Here is a 22,944-nt window from a genome sequence, read left to right on the forward strand (position 1 = left end):
TTCATTCCCTTTTAGTTTGGTTTTTGCTGATTTATGAACACTTTTTAAATTTTTTGAAAAATTTATAAATTGTATTAATTTAGATATTAAAATAGCCCCATCCCATTGAAATGTTACGAATGGAATGGAGCTAAGAAGATGTTACATTATTAGACTTTCGCACTCTACTTTTGTAAATAACGTCTTAAAATAAGCTGTCATGAAAACGTTATTTGGATCATATTTGTCACGTTGATCTAAAAATTTCGGTAAATTCGGATACAATTCTAGCATTCTTTCAGCAGATAATGCATTTACTTTTCCAAAATGAGGTCGACCGTTATACTTCGTCATTAGATGTTGTACCCATCTAAAATAAGGCTTCTCATCCATTCCTTTATACATATGGAATGCTAAAAATGCTGATTCTACTCCTCCTGTTGGACTTAGATAGCCCATTTCACCTGCCGCCGTTCTGCATTCAATCGGAAAATGTACACGGAATGGATGTGATAGTAACGTATAATGTATCTCTTCCATACATGCTTCAAAGTGTTCTAATGGTATCGCATATTCACTTTCTAAAAACTTAACATGACGGGGTGTTGGGAAAATTTCGTAACTAAGTCCAGTTTTAACACCGTTTGGCACACTAGAAGCAGAAATTTTACTAACGAGCGCTGTTCTTTTTGGCTGTTTGCGGCACAGCTCTGACATCAAATAAAACAAACCATTTTCTACAAATTGATTTTTAACGCTTTCAATGACTTTAGATGACTTTGATTGTTCAATTATCGGTATCATGTTCATCATTTTCACTTGCACTTTCTCACTACCTGGGAAGTAAAACCATTCTAAATGGCGATTCTCTCGTATCATTTGTGACCAATCCTGTAATGCCACTGGTAAAATAGCTTGTGTTGAAACACATTTCAAGCTATATAATGGCACTGTTTGAAGTGTCACTTGAACAAGTACTCCTAATAATCCTAATGATAGATGTAAGGAATTCGACAATTCATCATCTGCCCTCTTATGTTCATGATATTCTCCTAGTCCGTCTACAAACCCCCATGCGATCACCTGATTTGAAATGGATCCTAGTGTGATGCCTGTACCATGTGTTCCAGTTGAAACAGCTCCTGCTATTGTTTGATCCTGAATATCCCCCATATTCTGAAGCGCTAGTCCATATTCCTTTAGCAACGGCCCAATTTCATATAAATAGGTACCTGCCCATAAAGTTACTTCTCCTGATGCCTGATCGACATTGATTAATCCTCGCATATTGTGTAGAGATACAGCTATATCATCAGGCATTGCTACAGGGCTAAAAGAATGTCCAGCACCGGTTACTCGAAGCGTTTGCCCATTTTCACTCACTTTTTTTATTATTTGCGAAAGATGTTCAGTAGAAAGTGGCAATAAGGATCTAGTTGGTTTACTGACCACGTTGCCTGACCAATTTGTCCATTCTTTTTGATCAATCCAATCCTTTACAGAAAACATTTCCCGTCCCCCCTATAAGTTGCAAAACTATCAATATATCGATCTTTTCGTTTCGCTTCCAAACTAAGAAAGCGCTCACATAACTCTCCTGCCTTCGCATGACGAAAATAGACCTTATCCCCGATTTTTATTTGATGACCACTTTGTGTATGAAGAGGCGTTTGCACCTCACCTGCACCTTCTAAATCAAAAAAAATATAATTTTGTGCGTCATAAGGCACTGGTTGTTTGTCCTTGCCTATTGCACCAGAAGCGATATATCCTCCTCCATGACAAACAACGATATTCGGTGCAGGATTTCTCGTGACACGTAACGCAAAACCTGCTGCTGGCTTTAAATTCAACGTATGATAATGATCAAAAAGTGCAGGTGCAAAAAATGCAGATCCTACTGTCACCTCTGTCACTTCTTCTTGAGCAGCTGTGTATTGTAAGCTCCCTGAACCTCCACCATTAACAATTTTTATTGCTGAAAAACGTGACAATAGCTCATTCACAGCTTGTTTACGAAAAACAGCCAACTTTTTCTTCGAGTTATTTTTCAAAAATCGTATCATCGGTGCTTGCCATTTTCGTAATGGTTTATCGATTACACCAGCAATTTGCGCCTCGTAGCCCATCAAGCCCTTCACTACAATATTTGAGAAACGAGATACTTGAGATAAAAATTGTGTTAATAGTGGTAAAGAATGTAGCGATGAACGCCTTGTCCCAAAGTAAATAAAGGGGGTTTTCATTGAAAGATTGATATCGATACAAATATGTAAAGATGTGTCGCATTCACTTGCAATGTCTTGCAAAAATTGAATTTGTCTCACATCATCTACCATAAAGGTAATGTCCTTTCCATCTTTCACGTGTGTAACTAGCTTTCTAGTACTCGTCGGTTCTAATACGGGGTAGCCAATAAGAAAATGATCAAACCCCTCATTTAGCAAATACAACGTCTCTTCAGCAGTAAATGTCATCCATCCTGAAAAAGTTTGTAACTTTGAAGCAATATACGTAAGAAGATCTTTCGAGCGAATCGATTTTGTTGCAATTCGAATGTTTTTTCCGTTTGTGTGTTGATTTATAAAATCGATATTTGCATCAAGTGCATCTAAATCAATCCACGCAAATGGGCACTCTAAATGTTCAAAGGCACGATCAAACGTTGACATTGCCTCACACCCTATCTATATAGTAAAAAACAAAAAATGCCCCTTTAGCGAGAAACCCATCTAATAATGATGTTTTACTTTTCCTGCTAAAAGGACATTTGAATAATCATAATCATTTTTAACTTGACAGCGACTAACGAATCTCCCATAAATCAACAACAAGATTTAAGAAGAAAATTGTGTGTATTAGAACAAATACCAATCCTTGTTTATTAAATCTCTTCTTTAAGGTTTGATTCATAAGTACTTCCCCCTTCTTTTTCCATATTATAATCACAATCAACTTATTTTGCAAAAAATTCAAACTTATAAGTTTTATATGACAATTCCACCTCTCTATGTAATGATATATGTAAAGACATATTTGGAGGTCATTATAATATGAATAAAGCTTTACTTGTAATTGATTATACGAATGATTTTGTAGCTAATGATGGAGCTTTAACTTGTGGAAAAGCTGGTCAAGCAATCGAACAAACCCTTGCTTCACTAACAGAACAATTTATAAAAGATGGAGAGTTCATCGTTTTTTCTTGTGATCTACATGAAGAAAATGATGAATATCATCCGGAGTCTAAATTGTTCCCTCCTCATAATATTCGAGATACTGAAGGAAGAGAACTATTTGGTTCATTACAAAATATTTTCAAAGATCATCAAGATCAAAATAACATTCTATGGATGGATAAAACACGCTACAGCTCATTTGCTGGTACAAACTTAGCTCAACTTTTAGCTGAAAGAGGCATTCAAGAAATTCACTTAGTCGGTGTTTGCACAGATATTTGTGTACTACATACTGCAGTAGATGCATACAACAAAGGATTCAAAACTTATATCTACGAAAATGGTGTTGCAAGCTTTGACGAAAAAGGTCACAAATGGGCGTTAAAGCACTTCAAAAACACACTTGGTGCAGAGGTAATAGCATTTAAATCATAAAAAAGGTTTAAATTCACTCTAATAGGGCTATACGAATACTATACATCTAAAGGAGTGATCATAAATGAGTGTTATTTTATATTTAATCGTCGGTGGATTAATTGGCTGGGTTGCTGGATTAATTTTAGGTAAAGATATACCCGGAGGAATCATAGGTAATATGGTAGCTGGGATTTTAGGTTCTTGGCTTGGTGGGAAATTGCTTGGTTCATGGGGATGGGAAATTCAAGGCTTTTACGTATTCCCTTCCATTATCGGTGGCGTAATTTTAGTTTTCGTCGCTAGTTTAATCTTAAGAGGCATGAACAAGTAATGAGCACATGAAAAGGATAGACGAGGCAAACTATATTTGCCCTATCTATCCTTTTTGTATTTAATATCTTCTTTAATTACAAATGTTTTTCCAAGGATATTTTATAGATTGAATCTATCTTTAATAATTGCAGCAACTTTTTCAGCACTCATATTTGTATTATTAATTTTTATGTAATGTTCCTTCTTGATTTCACCTGCTACTGAATTCAACCTGTAATTTTCCATTGTTCTTCTTAAATCAGTTTCAGATTCCTCTATATTTCTTTTTGTAGGTTTATTTTGTAGTCTGTAAGGGCTTTTGTTTCGGTCAATTCTTTCTTCTAAATCCGCTTCTAATTCTACGAAGTAAACCATACCACCTTTAGATTCGAAAAGCTGACAGATTTCCTGTACGTAATCCCAGTCTGCTTTAAGATCAAAAGCCCACACGTAGGTGAAAATCAGACCATACAGATTACTTTTAGATACTCCTTCAAATATTTCCTGTCGAAATAATTTTACTAATCTATTCCCTTCTTTAGTTCCGTATTCAAAAAAAGGATTAACCAATTCTATAGTCATATGATTATGAAAAAGTTTTAAGTCAGTCACTTTTTCTAATTCATACCCTACTGTCATTTTGCCAACTGCTTGTGGTCCGAATATCAGAACAAATTTCATAATTCACCTTCCCTAACTGAAAAAATACATTCCCTATTCTTTATAAAGAAACTTAGTACTTAATTTCTTCAATCATACTACATTCAACATTCACCAAAAAAAACCTTTTAATTTATTAATCTATTTCAAATTCCCTAAATACCAATGTTCACCAACTTATATCTTTTATACAAAAAAAGCACACCACTTTATAAACAGCGGTGTACTCTTTTTAGTTTATTTTTTTAGAAGAGCTAATTCTACTAGCTCTATTTTTTTGAAGCCTCTAAAGCGATTTTACTATTAAAAACGAGCTCTTTTTTATGTTTATCATAGAGTTTGTAATAATAGAGTACATTCTCTACGTATTCGTCATCATGATTATAATGATATACAGCCTTTTTTATCTTACCATTTGCTGCGCCGCTAGCTGCTAAATAATTGGCAGCACTATAAATAGCATCTTCAATATTATATGGATCTGCTAGTCCGTCCCCATTTGCATCTACTCCATAACCACCATAACTATTAATGATTTTAGGATCAGTCAATTCCTTCTTTTGAATATTGCCTTTTCCAAGGTCTTTACAAGAAGGATGTTTCCAGCCAACAAAAGTACAAGGCATAAATTGCATATGACCTACAGCGCCAACAGGTGATTCTAGCGTTTTCATTGTCGAAAATCGTGTTTCGATGCGATGATGTGCCGCAAGTAGCGTCCAAGGAATATTGTATTTTTTTGCTGCCTTCTGATAAATCGGAATATATTTATTTGGAATTTCGATATCAAATGCTGGTATATCTTTCATATCTTCAGCACCAAGTTTTTTAATAATCGGCAATTCTTTTAACTGCTGCCACATGATGATTGTCGTTGTATAAAGTGCAATCGATACCGGGATTAGTAAAATGATCAGCCAGAGCTTCAATTTCATATGTAATTGTTGCTTCTTTTTATTTACCATTTTCTAAACACCTATCATCACATTATTAAGGAATATTATCGACTATTGGATTGGTTTCTTATTAGCAATAAAGAACGCTAAAACAAATGCGATAATCGCAAATGCAAAAGAACCTGAATATACGACACGAATACCATTAGCTATTATATCGACCAGTTGGCCAATTTCTTCACTAGAAAATATATTTGTATCGAAATGACCATTTAAATTGATGTCACCTTTACCAAAGCTAGCAAGTTTTTCGCTTGTTGCTAGATTAAACAACATACCAAAAATTGCTGCCCCAACGGATTGACTAAATGTATTAATAAAGGAATTCAAGCCAATCGATGTACCAAGCTGGTCTCTATTAGCAGAAGTTTGTACTGCAATGATTAACATTGGTGCTATTAAACCCATACCAACACCTAATAACCCTGTACCAACGTAAACAAGTATCTCATTTGAGTCAGAAGATAAAGTGGTTAAGATAAATGTAGCGATTACTAACAACCCTGTACCGATTTGAATAATCGTCTTAGAAGTTAGGCGCCCTATTAAATTCCCACCTAAAATTGCCCCTACTGTCCACATAACTGATAATGGTGTCAACATTAAACCCGCTTGCGTAGCATTCTTACCGAAAACAGATTGCGCAAAAATAGGTAAGTAAGCCGAAATACTAATGACAATCGCCATTACAAATAACGTTAAACCATTTACTATATTTAAGCGACGATTTCTAAATAAAGAAAGTGGTACAATGGGTTCTTCTGCCTTTAGCTCCACTCGAACAAATATCAATAGTGCAATTGCTGCTACTGCATATAAAATAATCGATTTAGAGCCGAACCAATTTTGTGTATTGCTTCCCTCAATAATCGTATAGAGTAATGCAACCATCCCAATTGAGAAAAATAGCGCTCCAGCATAATCGATTTTACGCTTCGCAGTTTGTACTTCTTCCTCGTAGTATTTCGCAATCATGAAAATAGATCCTAAACCAAACGGTATATTTAATAAGAAAATATAATGCCAAGTTAACTGGTCAACGATAAAGCCACCAACAAGTGGTCCTATTACACCCGATACGCCCCAGACCATACTAATCCACCCTTGGCCTTTTGCACGTTTTTTCTCAGTATCAAATAGTTCTCCGACAATCGTTAATGTAATCGGTAAAATCGAACCTGCACCAATCCCTTGAATTGCACGGAATACGATTAACTGCTCCATCGACTGTGCCAGACCACATAATAATGAGCCTAATAAGAAAATAGATATCCCGATAATGATCATCTTTTTTCGACCAAATAAGTCTGCTAATTTACCGAAAATAATCGTCGCAATAGCTGATGTTAGTAAATAAGCTGAGTAGATCCAGCTAATTAACTCAACACCTGACAAATCCGTAGTAATGCTTGGAATTGCCGTTGCCACAATCGTTCCTTCTATCGCTGCTAGAGCAGTTGCAAGTAATACGGCGATAAATACTTTATTCATATAAAACCTCAATTCTAAAAATGTAATACAGTTATACTAAACAAAATATTATAACACGAAATCAAAGAATTACCTATATGAGTAATTTTTCGCTAGTTTATGACAAAGAGGTTTGATACTATAAAAAAATGGGTATTAGTAGAAATGGACATAAAAACCATTTAAACTTTCAATTTGTTTACTCAATTATTTAGGAGGTACATATACATGTGGGAAGATTTTAAAAAGTTCGCTTTAAAAGGCAACGTAATAGATTTGGCTGTCGGGGTTGTAATCGGTGGTGCATTCGGTAAGATCGTAACTTCGTTAGTAAGTGATATTATTACTCCGATCGTTTCTTTATTACTTGGCACTGTGTCATTCACTGATTTACATTACAAAGATATAAAATACGGTAATTTTATACAAAGTGCACTCGACTTCTTCATCATTGCTTTCTCAATTTTCATGTTCATTCGAATCATTTCTAAATTGAGTCTTAAGAAGAAAAAAGAAGAAGTTGTTGTTGAAGCACCACCAGCACCTACTACTGAAGAATTATTAAAAGATATTCGTGATTTATTAAAAGAAAAGCAAGCATAATATAGAAAACAAAAACGAGCGATTCTATACGAATCGCTCGTTTTATTATTTACCATCTTCAATTAATGTTTCCATATCGACAGCAATTGTATCAAAAGGTACATCTTTTGCACCACTATAGTTTTTAACAACAACACCATTTTGATCAACTAAGAAAAAGCTTGTACCGTGGATCACTTGGCCATCTGCAGGATTATCTTTTACTAATGTTTTAAATGATTTTAAAGCAAAATCTGCAATTTCATCTTGTGAATAACCAGTCAAAAATTCCCATTTAGAACTATCTGGAACTGGGTAGCTATTCAAGTATTTATTTAAAACTTTCGGCTTATCTACTTCAGGGTCAACGCTAAATCCAACAATTTTATAGTCCTCTAACCCTTTGTCTTGGAAGGATTTTTGAATATCTGTCATATTCATCGTCATCGGTGGACAGACAGTAGTACAATTTGTGAAAATGAACATACCTAACCAAGGTTTACCTTTTAAAGAATCTAATGAAACTTTTTCATTGTGTTGGTTGGTATATTCAAACGGTTCTATTTTCCAGTCTGTATCCGCTTTAAATTTCCCGTTGCCACAAGCAGATAATACTAATACAAATATTAATAATAATGGCAATGTTAAATATCTTTTTTTCATGGGTGATTCACTCCTTCATACAAACAATCTTAACGAATTGTATACAATAACACAAGAAGGCTGTAGTATTCGTTTAAGACAAATTTGTGAAGAATTATGCTTTTAAAGAGACTAGCACATCATGAATCGATTCCAGTTTAGACTCTACACGGTGCATCAAGTAGAATGATACAACAATTGGAAAGCCCACTTCCTGTATAAACGTCAGCCATTGCTCCATCTCATTCCCCCCTTTACAAATAGAAAAGATTGCCCCATCAGCCTTGATGGCGGACGAGACAATCTGCTCTTTTTATGCTTGTACTAGATATTCCGTCACTTGGCGATCTACTATTTGCGCTCCTTTAATCGTTGCTATAGGCTCGCCGCGTACTAAAAATACTTCACTGTCGATTATTGCAACCATCGCATTACTAATTTCCTGCTCGGTCAGTGAGTCCTTTGGTGCATCGACGCTTAGTGTATAATTTTTGTCACTTGCAGTTTTAAATTGCAACTGTAATACTTTTACCATTATTATTCCCTCCCTTTCTTAAATTAGTTACTCAGTACTTCTTGTAATTCATTAAACTCGACTTTACTCATAGTATTGCCTGTTAAACCTGCAATTACATTTGACACTGTTACTAGAGACTCTACTTGTACACCTTTTTTAATATTGTTGTACGTTTTCTTCTTTTCTACTGGTTCTCCTTTGTCATTTGTACCTACTACAAATGACAAGCGCAGTGTTGCGTTACTAAAATTGAAAGTTGCCATGTTGTTCACCCCCTTTCACTAATTAAATAGATATTTTTAAAAGAAAAGGAGACAACAGGTGAATTTTTTACAACTTCCTTTTATAATGGTATAAGAGTATAGAAGAGGTGAGAGGTTTGTTAACTGGCTGGTTTTTGTGGTTTATATTAATTTGGGTAGTTTTATTCATAGGCTTGATGGCAATTGGCGGATTCTTTATGTTCCGTAAGTTTTTAAAAAGGATGCCTAAAGAAGATGGTAAATCTGCTATGGATTGGGAAGAACATTATGTTGGAGAGACAATCCATTTATGGGGTGACGACTCTAAAGCTTTATTAACTGAGCTTGTAAGTCCTGTTCCTGATTTATTTAGACCTGTTGCAAAGCAAAAAATAGCAGGCAAAATTGGAGAGCTGGCATTAGAAGAAAAAGCGTCATCTATTACATTTGATCTAATTATTAGAGGATATATCATCGCCTCACCTAAACGAGATCATAAATTTTTACGTAAAAAATTAAATCAAATGAAAATCGATACAACACCGTACGAACATCTTCTAGATTAAGTAATACATAAAAAGGCTCTTCTCCATTTCGCATAGAGAAGAACCTTTTTTATTTTGAATGCAATTGTTTTTCAAGCTTTTTATAACGAACTAACATCGCAATTCGCCATGGAACAATCATTGAAAATGCCAAAATCCAGAACATACCGCCAAGTTCACCTAAATGGAATGCACCACTTAGATAAATTTTCGCTACTGTACGGATAATCAATAAACCAGCTAAAATAAAGAAAAATGCTTTAGATGGCTTTAGATAAATGTCATCTTCAACAATATGAAATTTCGATGTCGCGATTAATACAGTTGAAAAAATAATTCCTACTATAATTGCTTCTAACACTTGTGGCAAAGGTACTCTGAAATATTCAAAGCAAAACATTAAAGCACCAGTAGACATTGCAATTGGTGGGATAATGATTTTCTTAGCACTAGCAGGTTTTTTAGCCGATTTAGCTCTCACTGTCATCGCCATAATCCCCATAAAGACAACAGCCACAGTTGAACCTATGACCATATATTGAGAAGGAATTGAACTCAACATAATAGACCCTCTCCTCACATAACTAATATTCCACTACTTTTACAATCGTAGACATTAAGCGTTGCTGATCAAAAGGTTTCGTAATAAAATCCTTAGCACCAAGCGAGAGTGCCTGTAAAATCATCTTTTGCTGTCCTAATGCACTAATTACAATAATTTTCGCATCAGGAAACTCTTCGATGATCACTTTTGTTGCATCTAAACCCGACATAACCGGCATTGTTACATCCATCGTTACAACATCTGGTAATAATTCGCGATACTTTTCAATTGCTTCTCTACCATTAATTGCTTCGCCAACGACTTCATAACTTGAGTCGGCTAACATCGTTTTTATAGCATGACGCATGAACAATGTGTCATCTACTACTAATACCTTCGTCAAACACTCAACCCCTAATTTGAAACTAAAAATACTATACTACTAATAAGTGTAGTAAGCCAATTAAAAACCGATAAAATCACCGAAAATTGGTTGGAATAGTCTAATAATCAGTGTCATTCCATCAAAGTACAATAACACCCCAACGACTATCATTACATAACCGCCGACTTTAACGATTTTCTGACTATGATTACGAATCCAACTTAATTTTGTCATAAAGAATGATAAAAGGAAGAATGGAATAGAGAAACCTAGACTATAAGTAAGTAAATACCAAATACCTGACCCAGGATTTGTACCCGCTAATGACAGAATACCACCTAAGATTGGTCCAGTACAGGGCGTCCACCCCGCAGCAAATGCTAAACCAATTAAGAAAGAACCGAGAAAACCAGCTGGTCTATTTTTAAATTGGAATTTACGATCTTTCATTAAAAAGTCCGGTGTAAAGACGCCAATAATCATTAATCCAAAAATAACAATTAATATCCCACCAACTTGACGAATCAAATCATCATATCGGAAGAAGAACCCTGAAAGATAAGATGTAGTTAGTCCTAAAATAAGGAAGATCATTGTAAATCCTAGTAAGAAAAACAATGTGTGCAAAATAGCCGTTTTTTGGAGCATTCCCTTGTCATTCTTTAACTTATCAAATGACACGCCTGTTATGTATGATAGAAATGCTGGATAAAGCGGCAACGTACATGGTGAGATAAAACTAAGAATACCTGCACCAAAAGCTAAAAAATAGTTAAAATCAGTATTCATATTTTGTTGTCGCTCCTTAAAGTTTCTGTACCCATCGTACCAAACTTTTCAAGAAATATCTTTTCTTTTGTCTGTGAATTTTTCATGACAAAATTTTGCAATGATAATAGCGACAGTTATTATTTAGAATATGCTTTTTAAATATGAGATACGACTTGTTTGAGGGGGGTGGTGTTTGGATTCTTTGGCGCTGCTCGGGGTTCCTTTGGCGCTACTCAGGAATCCTTTGGCGTTACTCGCGCTTCTTTTGGCGTTACTCGAGCTCTCTTTGGCCCTACTCACGCTCATTGGCGCTACTCGGGTTACTTTTGGCGCTATTCGGACTCCCTTTGGCGCTGCTCGGACTCCTTTTGGCGCTACTCGAGCTCCCTTTTGCGCTACTCAGGCTCTCTTTTGCCCTACTCACGCTCATTGGCGCTACTCGAGCTCCCTTTAGCGCTACTCGGGCTCCTTTTGGCGCTACTCGCGCTCTTTAGCGCTGCTCACGCTCTCTTTGGCCCTACTCGAAACCCCTTTAGCACTACTCGCGCTCCTTTTGGCGCTACTCGAGCTCCCTTTGGCGCTACTCAGGCTCTCTTTTGCCCTACTCACGCTCATTGGCGCTACTCGAGCTCCCTTTTGCGCTACTCGGGCTCCTTTTGGCGCTATTCGGACTCCCTTTGGCGCTACTCGCGCTTCCTTTAGCGCTACTCGGGCTCCCTTTGGCGCTACTCGCGCTCTTTAGCGCTGCTCACGCTCTCTTTGGCGCTACTCGAAACCCCTTTAGCGCTACTCAGGCTCTCTTTTGCCCTACTCACGCTCATTGGCGCTACTCGGGCTCCTTTTGGCGCTATTCGGGCTCCTTTTGGCGCTACTCGCGCTTCCTTTAGCGCTACTCGGGCTCCCTTTTGCGCTACTCGCGCTCTTTGGCGCTACTCGAAACCCCTTTGGCGCTACTCGAGCTCCCTTTAGCCCTACTCTCCCCTTTTTACCGCCCCCCATAATCCCCACAAACAAAAAAATCCCCAAAAAGCCGCTATCCAACAACGGCTTCCCGGAGATTCTCTCTCATCATTACCCTACTTCTTGAACTAATCCATTTTGTAACTGATACATTTTATGATACAAGCCATTTTTAGCTAATAACTCTTGATGTGTACCTCGCTCGACGATCTCACCGTGATGGAGCACTAATATTTGCTCTGCATCTTGTATCGTACTTAGGCGATGCGCGATGGCAATTGTTGTGCGGCCTTGACGCATTTTGTCGAGACTGGCTTGAATGGCTACTTCCGTTTCCGTATCGATTGTTGCTGTTGCTTCATCTAAAACGAGCACTTTCGGGTTTGTCGCAATAGTTCTCGCAAAAGCTATGAGCTGCCGCTGCCCACTTGAGAATGTAGATCCGCGTTCAGATACTAAATGTTTATAGCCATTTGGCATGGATTCTATAAATTGATCTGCTTGCACAAACTCTGCTGCAGCCTTGACATCTTCTTCAGACATATTTTCATTAAAGAGTTTGATATTACTTTCGATATTTCCGTAAAATAAGAACGGATCTTGTAGTACTAAACCCATTTGCTGTCTCAGCGTTTGTTTCGGGAAATTTTTAATCGACTGGCCATCTATTAAAATTTCTCCTCTCTCAAACTCGTAGAAGCGCATCAATAGGTTAATAATTGAACTTTTCCCGCTTCCAGTATGACCGACAAGTGCTACCGTCTCACCAGGTTTAACGGTAAATGAAATATCTTTTAACACATCAGTTTTGCCATCATATGAAAATGTTACATTACTGAATTCAATGTGACCGTCTGACATTTTCACTGAAGGGTCATCTAGCTGCTGTGGATCTAATTCTTTGTCGTCCAATAATGTAAAGACACGAGATGCAGAAACAATCGCTTGCTGGAAAATTGAAAGTCTTTGCATGACTTGGTTAATCGGTTCAAAAAAGCGATTAATATAGCTGACAAATGCATAAATGACACCGATTTCTACCGGTTCACTAAAGGATGTTATCCCAAAAAAGCTTAGCATTAAAATCAGACCAAACGCATATACCAAGTCAATTACAGGTCTTAACAACAAACCATCTAGCTTAATACTACTCATTACTGCTTTATAGTGCTTTTCATTTATCTCGTCAAACTCATCTCGGAAACGTTTTTCCTGACGAAAAGCTTGCACAATTGACATACCAGATAATGATTCTGCTAATTTGGCATTTAATTGACTTAGTCGCTCACGCATATCCATATAATAAAAGGCACTATATTTTCTGTAGATATAGACAATACAGAATAGAATAGGCAGTAAAATAACAGTTGCTAATGCCAATTTCCAGTTTAATGCAAACATCGCAATATAAACTCCGATAACTAAAAAGCCACTTTGCACGAAGCCAATTAACACACTAACGAACATTTCCATAATAGCTTCCGTATCATTCGTAACACGAGATACGATACTTCCCGCTGGTGTTTTGTCAAAATAGCGCATACCTAGCTTATGAACTTTCGAATAGACATCTATTCGTAGCTGCTGTATTACCTTTAAAGCTAGTATATTGAAACGAAGCATCTGTAAATAACTAATGACCGAATTCAATATTTGAATGCCAATGTATGTCGTAGCTAAGATGACTAACGTATTTGTTGGAAAATGACGTGGTGTTAAATAATCATCCATAAATATTTTTATTAACAATGGTCCTACGATATCTCCTAGAACAGTAATTAAGAGTAACATTAATGCAATTACAATAGACTTTTTATGTGGTTTCAAATATGTAAGGAGTCGTTTTAATACATGCCATTGTTCCTTACCTGTTAGGGTGATTTTTTGTTCTTCATTCATGTTGACTCACCCCCTCTTCAACCTGTTGTTCTAGTTGTTGCAATTGATACATTTCGAAATAACGACCTTTAAGCGCCATTAACTCGTCATGTGTCCCCTTTTCTACGACTGCCCCTTCATGTAAAACAATGATGAGATGCGCATGGACAAGCGCACTTAGTCGGTGGGACGTAATAATCGTCGTAGCGTCTGTTCTAGCCTCTTTTAATGACTCTAAAATGGCTTCTTCTGTCTTCGCATCAACCGCTGATAAAGAGTCATCTAAAATGAGCAGTTCTGGTTTCATTAACAACGCTCGTGCTATCGAAATCCGCTGTTTTTGTCCTCCTGAAAGTGATACACCACGTTCACCGACGACAGTATTGTAACCCTCCGTAAAGCGTAATATATCATCATGAATCTGTGCGATTCGTGCTGCATTTGTCACTTCATCTTCACCAACATCAGGGTTTGTAAAAGCGATATTTTGATATAAGGATGCCGAGAATAAGAAATGCTCTTGTGGTACATAGCCAATTGCTTCGCGTAATTTTATTGCTTGGTAATCACCAATAACATGGTCTCCGTAACGAATCTCACCATCATAGCCGTCAAATTCACGCATTAATAATTTTAGTATCGCAGTTTTACCTGCGCCCGTCTTGCCGACAACACCGAGTGTTTCACCACGTTTCAGCGTGAACTGTACATCTTTTAATGCCGGTGTTTCATCACCAGGGAATGTAAATGAATTAATATTAAACTCGATATCCCCCTGTGGTCGTATGGATAAAGCATCTTCTTTATCTTCAACATCCATTTTCTCAGCTAAAAGATTTTGAATCCGGTCATAAGACGCACTGCCTCGCTCCATAATGTTGAAAAGTAAACCAAATGCCAGCATTGGCCATACAAGCAGACCTAAGTACGATGTAAACGACACTAAATCACCAAGGGTCATATCGCCAGCTACAACGAATTTAGCACCAAATATAATCGTTAAGAAAAATGATATACCTACTACAAGTGAAATTGTTGGATCAAATAGTGAATCCACCTTAGCCACTCGTGTATTTTTAGCAACAACTTCGTCAGATAAACGTTTAAAATCTGCGATATCCTCTTTATCTTGACCAAATGTCTTCATCACTTTGATCCCAGTAATACTTTCCTGCGTTTTATCATTCAAGTCCGAAAACGCGGCTTGCGCATGATGAAAACGTGCATGTAAAAGTTTACCGTAATAATTCGTTGATAGCGCCATAAATGGCATTGGAATTAAAGCGATTAGCGTTAGCTTCCAATCGATCGTAATGGCCATTGCCAAGATTACAAAGCCCCCTGTTGTAATAGAATCTACAAGGGTTAAAACACCATTACCCGCTGTTTGCTGCACAGCTGATACATCATTTGTTGCATGTGCCATTAAATCTCCGATACGACGCTTTTGATAAAAGGACGGTGCCATCGACGTAAAATGATGAAATAATTTTGCACGTAGCCTTTTAGCTAGTGTCATAGACGAACCAAAAATCATAATTCGCCAATAATAGCGAATCACATACATCAAAATTGCAGAAGCAGCTAATAGACTCAACCATTTAACAAGAGAGCCAACAGTTAAGCTGCCACCACCAATTTCATCAACGACTACACCTATAATTTTTGGCGGTACTAACTGTAACATTGCCACCATGATTAAGAGCGAAATTCCCACTAAGTATTGCTTCTTACGCTCTTTAAAGAACCAACCTAATTCAAAAAACACCTTCATCTCTATTCACCTTCTTTTCTTCACAAATATCAGTTTATCAAATATTCCGAAATGATTGAAGATAAAAAATAAAATAATTTCGTTTTACTAAATGTTTTTGATTTTTACAGTAATTTTAAAAATACCCCATAAAAAAATAACCCTCTACGATTTATCGAATCCTAAAGGGTTTACTTATTGCTTTTATGTTATTTAGTTATTTCAATTTATATTCTCTCAAAAAACGTTTCAAATTTATTTTAAAGTACCTGTACTAATAATAGACGTTTTAACATGGACATCTACTTTTAACTTAGCAATCGTTGCATCCGTTAGTTTATCATTCCATTTTCCTTTGTAATACATTCGAAAATTTTCACTTAGACCAATTGGGTCAATCTTTAACCCTTTAAGCTTCTTCAAAAATTCTTCAATGTCTTTTCTAAGTTGTTTATTAATATCATCTTCTAGAATTGCTATACTTTTTGGAGTATTCAATTCATGCTCTCTTTTTCCTTGGTATTCGCTAAGCGTTCCTTTGATATTTAATACGATATTAAGCTTAGGAGATTTATGATTTTTATTACTTTTTATTTTTACCTTGCTTTCAATTAAATCGAGCATGACTATTTCTTTGCCATTACCTTTATTTAAATCTAATGGTAATGGTGCCAGTTTCTTTTTACCTTGCAATGCTTGAATAATGAGTGCTTCACTTGGTGTTATACTCTCGATCATATGTTTATTTTTGAACAAAGCGACTCCTTTAATCTCGATTTTATCATCAATTTTTTCTATTATTGGTAGGATTGGATCAAATACTGGATTTGTTACTGTGTAGATAAAATCATGAATATTGGTATTCGGGTTAAAAGCAGTATTAATACTAGGCAGTAATAAATCATTTAAATAAAAGTTGATATTTGGTTTATCGAGATATTGTCCTTTTAACAATTCTTCTCCATTACCATTAACTACTGCAATAAGTACTTTATTTCCTACTTCAGAATCTCTATATAGATTCTGAATCACTTTCTCCACTCTTCCCTTACGTGCATATTCCTCATTAATAAGAACAACACGTAATTGGTTTAAAATAACTTTTTTATCTGAAAGTTTCTCAATTTTAACAATCCCCTTAGAAACTAAGTCAGTTTTCACTGAGAAAATCTGTGTATTACGTTTCGCTTCAGGAGAATATTGTGGAATCGCTACAGTTAATTTAGTTGTATCTTCATCTATATAGTCAAATGCCATTATACCAACCATACCTACTTCTTCTAATGGTACTTTTACCTCTTTCTCTGAACAACCTACCAAAAAAAGGAGAACAAAAAGAGTAAACATTAATTTAAATTTTCTGTTCATGTTTGCACCTGCTTTTTCCTAAGTAGATGTACTATAGCCAAAAAAATCGGCCAAACTAATATCACATATCCAACATAACTGCTTGCTGAAAATAATTTTTCTTGGAATTCTTGAGAAAATGGCATCTTAATAATCAGGAATACGATTAGTGCAAGAATGTAAATATAGTTTTTTCTTTCTTTAGAAAGTAATGAATCCATCCCTCTTTTCGCACACCATAAATACGCTGTAACTGTAGACAAGATGAGAAAGACCCACAGCGTCATTCCAATAATATCGATTCGTTCAATAAAAGAAAATTCCCCAGCTTTAAACAAATTTAATACTGAAAACTCTACATATTTTAACTGCCATTCTGAAAAATACATCACACTTACTGCAGTGGTAATAAGACAAAGAACTATGCTTATCCAAATTCCTATTAATGCATGTTTATATGCTTTTTTTTGATCTATAATATTCGGGAAATAAAACATAATTAATTCATAGCCTAAGATAGATAAATAACCTTTTTTCATGGCATCATAAAATTCCTTGCCATTATAATTGAAGAAAGGAAGAAAGTGACTCATTTCTCCTTTTTCAATTGCCCAAAGAAGAAAATAAAGCATAGGTATAGTAATAAAGAAAGTCATGATACAAAACCTTGCTACAGATCTAATACCTCCACGGACTATATATACAAGTAATAAAATAAAAAAGAAAGCAGGTGCTGTAATAGTTTGCTCTGGAAGTGCTGTGCTTTGTATAAGATGCATATAACTACTGATAATCCCCGATGAAAAAACTAAAAATTGCAAGACAATAAATAGATTTACACCCTTCCCTAACCATTTCCCTAATAAGATTTCATTGATCCGAAATAGGTTTTCGTTAGGATACTTACTATTCATCCAAATCATCGGTAATAATGTTAGACTTGCAATTACCCCAAAAAGGATAGGGAAAAGTGTTTGACTATAACCGACACTACTCAGTTTTTGAGGTAGAGTGAGAATTCCAGTACCAACCATTGCGCTTTGGACTAAAAAGATAACATGATATCTATTCAAAAATTTCTGTTTGTTTGTACTCAACTTAAACTACCTCAATTCTTTTGAGACATTTACTTTTTCTGTGATTTTGAAATACCCGTCTTACTTTTTAATAATGCAGTCGGAAATCTTATAATACTATCCAACAAATCTGAAGCCTTTCTAGGAATAAAGGGTGCCAAATATGGCGTTCCCAAAGATTTTAACCCTTCTAAATGTGTTATTAGCCAAGCAAATGCCAACATTTGTCCAAACAAACCAAACAAACCTGCAGATAAAATAAAAAAGTATCGAATAAATCTACTTGTATTACTCATTAAAAAAATTGGAGGAAGAAATGAAAGTAATGCAGAAGTTGCAACCAATACTACAAGTATATTACTTATTAATCCGGCTTCTACCGCTGCAGTTCCAATTACAATACCTCCTACGATACCGATTGTTTGACCTACTTTTGCAGGCATTCGTGATCCGGCTTCCCTTAAAACTTCTATGATCAATTCAATAAACAATACTTCAAAAAGTGGTGGAAAAGGAACTTTACTTCTTGATTCTTGAAGATTCAGAAGAAGTTCATATGGCAGTATCTCCGGATGAAAAGTTAATGCAGAAATATACATTGGCGTTATCATGATGGTTAAGAAAAACCCAAAAAATCGCAGCATTCGAAGTAAAGACGCCGTTGTCCAACGATTGTAATAATCTTCAACAGAGATAAACATTTCAAAAAATGATGTAGGACAAACGACTGCAGCTTGACTATTATCCATGAAAATAACAATTCTACCATCAATAAGATATCGACTAATACTATCCGGTCGTACACTCATGTAATACTGTGGAAATGGTGATAAAGGATTATCTTCAATTAATTGCTTTAACACGGAAATATCCGTAAATGAAGGATAATCAATTTTATTGATTCGCTTTTTTAAAGTATCTAAACTCTCCTTATTTACAGTATCATCCATGTACATTATTGAAATTCTTATGTTCGCTTCTGTTCCAATGGTTTGATCTTCATTTTTCAACTTCGGATTTTGAATACGTCTTCTAACTAAAGATATATTTGTCTCTAATGATTCTGAAAACGCATCTTGTGGTCCAATAACCGTTGACTCTGTCATCGTACTCGTTATAGCACGTGTTGGCGCACTATATGTATCAATAGTTAATATTGTATTTGTTTGATGAAAATACAGTAGCGTTTGTCCAGAGTCTAGCTTTGCTGTAACGTCTTTAAGATCAGATGGGTCGATTACTTCAGCTACTTGGTGAATTTGATTTATGTGATTAGCTAAAGGAATAAAAACCATCGATTGCAGAGTCATTTTCTCTACAAGTGATGAGGAATAAATGACAGTAACAATGCCTTCATCTGTAGGAATTTTTTTGAATAAAACATCATCTATATTGCGTGTATTTTTCTTTAAAGTCTCAATAGTTTGCTCAGCCTGATTTTTCGTGTTGTTAGGCTTTTTAATAAGCTGATCAACTTTCGTGGTACGTACCAATTTAAATTTCAAAAGTACCACACGCCTTTCTTAAATATTTACTTAGTTTGCCCATTTTTTTGAAAATGTATGCCATAAGTTTTTTAGGAAATGAAGATAGACGACGATACAACCTTAGAAGGAATAAGGACAAATTGATCGTTCTATTAATAAAGACATCTATAAACTAGAAGTTAATTGTTATGCTCATTATCATCATGTATGGCGAAGAAATGTGGCGTCTTTTTTTCGTTTTGGAACATGAAGAAATGGATGATGATGCTTTCACCGAGCTGGAACAAGAATTTTATACCGTAATTAACAAAGCAGATGATGAGTATTTCAACCTCAGTAATCAATTAGAAAAATTATTAGAGTCGTATTTCGTAAAGATACATACGGATCTGCTTGAAGTAGTTGAAAACTAGTAGATATGAATGATAAAACTTTCATCAGCAAATACAAAAAACCAACTTCCCTCTGGAAGTTGGCTTTGCTGGAACATATATGTATGCCCATAACTTATGGAATCGGTTCCCCTCTGTGAACATTCATCCAATCTATTTTTTTATAAACATTCTTTAGCTTTAGCAATTTGAATTTTCACTTGCTCAAAACCAGTACCACCTAATGAGTGACGACGTTGCACAGCTGCTTCTGGTGCTAACACATCGTACACATCTACCTCGATTAATGAGCTTGCTTCTTGCAAGTCCTCGATTGATAAGTCTAACAAGTAGATACCACGTTGGATGCAAAGGAATACAAGTTTCCCTGTAACCTCATGCGCTTCACGGAAAGGCATACCTTTTGTTGCTAAATAATCAGCAAGTTCTGTTGCGTTAGAAAAATCTTGATGAACTGCTTTATGCAAAGTTTCTTTTGCAACGGTCATTGTACGAACCATACCTTCGAAGATTTTCAGTGAGCCGACAATTGTATGCAATGTATCGAACATACCTTCTTTATCTTCTTGCATGTCTTTGTTATAAGCTAATGGAATTCCTTTTAAGACAGTTAGTAAACCCATTAAATTACCGTAAACACGACCTGCTTTACCACGGATTAACTCCGCCATATCGGGATTTTTCTTTTGTGGCATAATACTTGATCCTGTAGAGAACACATCATCTAACTCGATGAATTTGAACTCCTCACTTGACCACAGAATGATTTCTTCAGCAAAGCGTGATAAGTGCGCCATTAAAAGTGAACCATTACTTAAAAACTCAACGATGAAATCACGATCACTTACTGCATCCATACTGTTTTGATAAACAGCGGAGAAACCAAGTAGCTCAGCACTCATTTCACGATCAATCGGGAAAGTCGTACCAGCAAGAGCACCTGCTCCAAGTGGCGAAATATCAGTTCGTTTCAATGAATCTTGGAAACGTTGTTTATCACGTTCCAGCATCCAGAAATAAGTCATCAAATGATGTGCAAATGAGATTGGCTGCGCACGCTGTAAATGCGTGTAACCAGGTGCAAGTGTATCAATGTTATCTTCCGCTTGCGTAACAATCGCTTTTTGGAAAGCTTCTATTAAAGAAATAACCTCTTGCACACGCTTTTTAAGGAACAAGTGCATATCTGTTGCAACTTGGTCATTTCGGCTACGGCCAGTATGTAATTTACCGCCAACTGGACCAATTAAATCGATTAGCATTTTCTCGAGATTTAAGTGAATATCTTCATTAGCAATTGAGAACTCAAGAGAGCCCTCAGTTGCTTTTTGTTGTAGTTGATGGAGACCATCTTTTATCGTGTTGACTTCATCTTGTGATAAAATGCCACAAGCACCAAGCATCGTAACGTGAGCAATACTGCCTTCAAGATCTTCTGTTACAAGCTGTTGGTCAAACCCGATGGATGCCCCGAATTCATCTACCCATTGTTCTGCAGAATTTTGGAATCGTCCGCCCCATAGTTTACCACTCATGCTTGCACCTTCTTTTCTCCTTTGTTTACCATAGAGTTCACTTTTGTTGGAAGACCCCATAGTTCGATGAAACCTACAGCTGAAGCGTGATCGAATTCATCATCTTTTGTATATGTTGCTAGTTTTTCGTCATATAGAGAGTTAGGAGATTTACGTCCTTCAACAATTGCATGCCCTTTGAAGAGTTTCACACGAACTGTACCATTGACAAATTTTTGAGTTTCTTTTAAGAATGCTTCTAATGCAGTTCTTAATGGAGAGAACCATAAACCTTCATAGATAAGTTCAGTTAATTTTTTCTCAATAACTGGTTTATAATGAGCGATTTCTTTTACTAGTGTAATATCTTCTAATTCTTTATGAGCTAATAGTAAAGTGTGAGCACCAGGGATTTCGTATACTTCACGTGATTTAATACCAACTAAACGGTTTTCAACGTGGTCAATACGGCCAACACCATGTTTACCAGCTACTTCGTTTAATTTTAAGATTAAGTCAGCTAATTTATAAGAAACACCGTCAATTGCTACTGGAACACCTTGTTCGAATTCGATTTCGATAATATCAGCAGTATCTGGAGCATTTTCAAGTGATACTGTTAATTCGTACGCTTCTTCTGGTGGTGTAGCCCAAGGATCTTCTAAGATACCACATTCGTTAGCACGGCCCCATAAGTTTTGGTCGATTGAGAATGGTGAATCTAAAGAAATAGGAAGTGGGATATTTTTTGATTTTGCGTATTCAATCTCCTCTTCACGGCTCCAAGCCCATTCACGAACTGGTGCAAGAACTTCTAAATCTGGGTTTAATGCTTTAATAGAAACTTCGAAACGTACTTGGTCATTTCCTTTACCAGTACAGCCATGTGCTACAGCAACTGCGCCTGTTTGTTCAGCAACTTCTACTAATTTTTTTGAAATAAGTGGACGAGATAGAGCTGATACTAAAGGATATTTTTGTTCGTACCAAGTGTGAGCTTGAAGAGAGATTAATGCGTACTCTTCAGCGAACTCGTCTTTAGCGTCGATCATGTAAGATTCAATCGCACCAACTTCTAATGCTTTCTTTTTAACGAAGTCTAAATCTTTACCTTCACCTACGTCTAAGCAACAAGCTACTACTTCGTAACCTTGATCGATTAACCATTGAATCGCAACTGATGTATCTAAACCGCCTGAATATGCAAGAACTACTTTTTTAGCCATTTGACATTCCTCCAAGTTATGTATGTTTATACGTGTTTGATTAATATTTATGCACTTATCATAGCATGGAATAAAAATGAATACAAGTGTATTTTCTTGCATTATTAAAA

General features: G+C 36.0%; 24 protein-coding genes. 5 read left to right on the forward strand and 19 right to left on the reverse strand.

From position 1 onward, the window contains the following. Positions 1–141: 141 nt before the first annotated feature. A complete protein-coding gene (locus AMD00_RS02315) occupies positions 142–1,488 on the reverse strand; it encodes a D-arabinono-1,4-lactone oxidase (protein WP_053415483.1) in 1,347 nt (448 codons plus the stop codon). Continuing rightward, entirely contained in the window at positions 1,476–2,651 is a 1,176-nt protein-coding gene (locus AMD00_RS02320; RefSeq protein WP_053415484.1) for an alanine racemase, read from the reverse strand. The genes AMD00_RS02315 and AMD00_RS02320 overlap by 13 nt, the downstream gene beginning before the upstream one ends. A gap of 381 nt (positions 2,652–3,032) precedes the next feature. Here AMD00_RS02320 and AMD00_RS02325 point away from each other — a divergent pair, with 381 nt between their 5' ends. Beyond that, positions 3,033–3,593 (forward strand): cysteine hydrolase family protein, encoded by a 561-nt coding sequence (locus AMD00_RS02325; RefSeq protein ID WP_053415485.1) that lies wholly within the window; start codon positions 3,033–3,035, stop codon positions 3,591–3,593. 64 nt (positions 3,594–3,657) lie between these two features. Continuing rightward, positions 3,658–3,906 (forward strand): GlsB/YeaQ/YmgE family stress response membrane protein, encoded by a 249-nt coding sequence (locus tag AMD00_RS02330; protein ID WP_053415486.1) that lies wholly within the window; start codon positions 3,658–3,660, stop codon positions 3,904–3,906. A 101-nt stretch (positions 3,907–4,007) separates the two neighbouring features. Here AMD00_RS02330 and AMD00_RS02335 read toward each other — a convergent pair whose 3' ends face one another. The 3 genes from AMD00_RS02335 to AMD00_RS02345 all read right to left on the reverse strand — a co-directional run bounded on the left by AMD00_RS02335 (position 4,008) and on the right by AMD00_RS02345 (position 6,994). Next, complete coding sequence (locus AMD00_RS02335; RefSeq protein ID WP_053415487.1) at positions 4,008–4,568, reverse strand: AAA family ATPase; 561 nt, start codon at positions 4,566–4,568, stop codon at positions 4,008–4,010. Between the two features lie 248 nt (positions 4,569–4,816). Then, positions 4,817–5,512, reverse strand: coding sequence for a lytic transglycosylase domain-containing protein (locus tag AMD00_RS02340; protein ID WP_053415488.1), 696 nt, complete (start codon positions 5,510–5,512; stop codon positions 4,817–4,819). Positions 5,513–5,554: 42 nt separating this feature from the next. Beyond that, the gene (locus tag AMD00_RS02345) at positions 5,555–6,994 is read right to left on the reverse strand and encodes an MDR family MFS transporter (RefSeq protein WP_053415489.1); all 1,440 of its coding nucleotides are present in this window, start codon (positions 6,992–6,994) and stop codon (positions 5,555–5,557) included. A gap of 207 nt (positions 6,995–7,201) precedes the next feature. On the opposite strand from AMD00_RS02345, the gene mscL reads away from it, so the two are divergent. Next, on the forward strand, positions 7,202–7,576 hold the full coding sequence (gene mscL / locus AMD00_RS02350; RefSeq protein WP_053415490.1) for a large conductance mechanosensitive channel protein MscL: 375 nt from the start codon (positions 7,202–7,204) through the stop codon (positions 7,574–7,576). A gap of 45 nt (positions 7,577–7,621) precedes the next feature. Here the strand turns inward: mscL and AMD00_RS02355 are convergent, their stop codons facing one another. The 4 genes from AMD00_RS02355 to AMD00_RS02365 form a co-directional block, all read right to left on the reverse strand. Beyond that, positions 7,622–8,218, reverse strand: coding sequence for an SCO family protein (locus AMD00_RS02355; RefSeq protein ID WP_053415491.1), 597 nt, complete (start codon positions 8,216–8,218; stop codon positions 7,622–7,624). Positions 8,219–8,312: 94 nt separating this feature from the next. After that, the gene (locus AMD00_RS22680) at positions 8,313–8,438 is read right to left on the reverse strand and encodes a YvrJ family protein (RefSeq protein WP_083446074.1); all 126 of its coding nucleotides are present in this window, start codon (positions 8,436–8,438) and stop codon (positions 8,313–8,315) included. A gap of 72 nt (positions 8,439–8,510) precedes the next feature. Continuing rightward, the gene (locus AMD00_RS02360; protein ID WP_053415492.1) at positions 8,511–8,732 is read right to left on the reverse strand and encodes a DUF2922 domain-containing protein; all 222 of its coding nucleotides are present in this window, start codon (positions 8,730–8,732) and stop codon (positions 8,511–8,513) included. Between the two features lie 23 nt (positions 8,733–8,755). Then, positions 8,756–8,977: a DUF1659 domain-containing protein gene (locus tag AMD00_RS02365; RefSeq protein ID WP_053415493.1), complete on the reverse strand. Its 222-nt coding sequence runs from the start codon at positions 8,975–8,977 to the stop codon at positions 8,756–8,758. A gap of 116 nt (positions 8,978–9,093) precedes the next feature. Between AMD00_RS02365 and AMD00_RS02370 the strand changes: the two genes are divergently transcribed. Beyond that, positions 9,094–9,522 (forward strand): DUF2621 domain-containing protein, encoded by a 429-nt coding sequence (locus tag AMD00_RS02370; protein ID WP_053415494.1) that lies wholly within the window; start codon positions 9,094–9,096, stop codon positions 9,520–9,522. Positions 9,523–9,571: 49 nt separating this feature from the next. Here the strand turns inward: AMD00_RS02370 and AMD00_RS02375 are convergent, their stop codons facing one another. The 8 genes from AMD00_RS02375 to AMD00_RS02420 all read right to left on the reverse strand — a co-directional run bounded on the left by AMD00_RS02375 (position 9,572) and on the right by AMD00_RS02420 (position 19,720). Then, the gene (locus tag AMD00_RS02375; RefSeq protein ID WP_053415495.1) at positions 9,572–10,063 is read right to left on the reverse strand and encodes a CcdC family protein; all 492 of its coding nucleotides are present in this window, start codon (positions 10,061–10,063) and stop codon (positions 9,572–9,574) included. A 22-nt stretch (positions 10,064–10,085) separates the two neighbouring features. Further along, positions 10,086–10,448, reverse strand: a complete 363-nt coding sequence (locus tag AMD00_RS02380) for a response regulator (protein WP_157059155.1) — start codon at positions 10,446–10,448, stop codon at positions 10,086–10,088. 60 nt (positions 10,449–10,508) lie between these two features. Next, positions 10,509–11,219, reverse strand: a complete 711-nt coding sequence (locus AMD00_RS02385) for a cytochrome c biogenesis CcdA family protein (protein WP_053415496.1) — start codon at positions 11,217–11,219, stop codon at positions 10,509–10,511. 1,053 nt (positions 11,220–12,272) lie between these two features. Beyond that, the gene (locus AMD00_RS02400) at positions 12,273–14,060 is read right to left on the reverse strand and encodes an ABC transporter ATP-binding protein (protein WP_053415499.1); all 1,788 of its coding nucleotides are present in this window, start codon (positions 14,058–14,060) and stop codon (positions 12,273–12,275) included. Continuing rightward, on the reverse strand, positions 14,053–15,813 hold the full coding sequence (locus AMD00_RS02405; protein WP_053415500.1) for an ABC transporter transmembrane domain-containing protein: 1,761 nt from the start codon (positions 15,811–15,813) through the stop codon (positions 14,053–14,055). The genes AMD00_RS02400 and AMD00_RS02405 overlap by 8 nt, the downstream gene beginning before the upstream one ends. Positions 15,814–16,047: 234 nt before the next feature. Continuing rightward, the gene (locus AMD00_RS02410) at positions 16,048–17,160 is read right to left on the reverse strand and encodes a Ger(x)C family spore germination protein (RefSeq protein ID WP_053415501.1); all 1,113 of its coding nucleotides are present in this window, start codon (positions 17,158–17,160) and stop codon (positions 16,048–16,050) included. After that, the gene (locus AMD00_RS02415) at positions 17,157–18,212 is read right to left on the reverse strand and encodes a GerAB/ArcD/ProY family transporter (RefSeq protein ID WP_407701109.1); all 1,056 of its coding nucleotides are present in this window, start codon (positions 18,210–18,212) and stop codon (positions 17,157–17,159) included. Before AMD00_RS02415 ends, AMD00_RS02410 begins: the two co-directional genes overlap by 4 nt. A 53-nt stretch (positions 18,213–18,265) precedes the next feature. Beyond that, complete coding sequence (locus tag AMD00_RS02420) at positions 18,266–19,720, reverse strand: spore germination protein (RefSeq protein ID WP_245639418.1); 1,455 nt, start codon at positions 19,718–19,720, stop codon at positions 18,266–18,268. Between the two features lie 170 nt (positions 19,721–19,890). Between AMD00_RS02420 and AMD00_RS02425 the strand changes: the two genes are divergently transcribed. Next, complete coding sequence (locus tag AMD00_RS02425; RefSeq protein ID WP_053415503.1) at positions 19,891–20,115, forward strand: hypothetical protein; 225 nt, start codon at positions 19,891–19,893, stop codon at positions 20,113–20,115. 140 nt (positions 20,116–20,255) lie between these two features. On the opposite strand, the gene argH is transcribed toward AMD00_RS02425, so the two are convergent. Continuing rightward, positions 20,256–21,629: an argininosuccinate lyase gene (gene argH, locus AMD00_RS02430; protein ID WP_053415504.1), complete on the reverse strand. Its 1,374-nt coding sequence runs from the start codon at positions 21,627–21,629 to the stop codon at positions 20,256–20,258. Beyond that, on the reverse strand, positions 21,626–22,834 hold the full coding sequence (locus AMD00_RS02435) for an argininosuccinate synthase (protein WP_038182061.1): 1,209 nt from the start codon (positions 22,832–22,834) through the stop codon (positions 21,626–21,628). The genes argH and AMD00_RS02435 overlap by 4 nt, the downstream gene beginning before the upstream one ends. Positions 22,835–22,944 lie beyond the last annotated feature (110 nt).

The sequence above is a fragment of the Viridibacillus arvi genome (assembly GCF_001274945.1).
GTDB classification, from domain to species: Bacteria; Bacillota; Bacilli; order Bacillales_A; family Planococcaceae; genus Viridibacillus; species Viridibacillus arvi.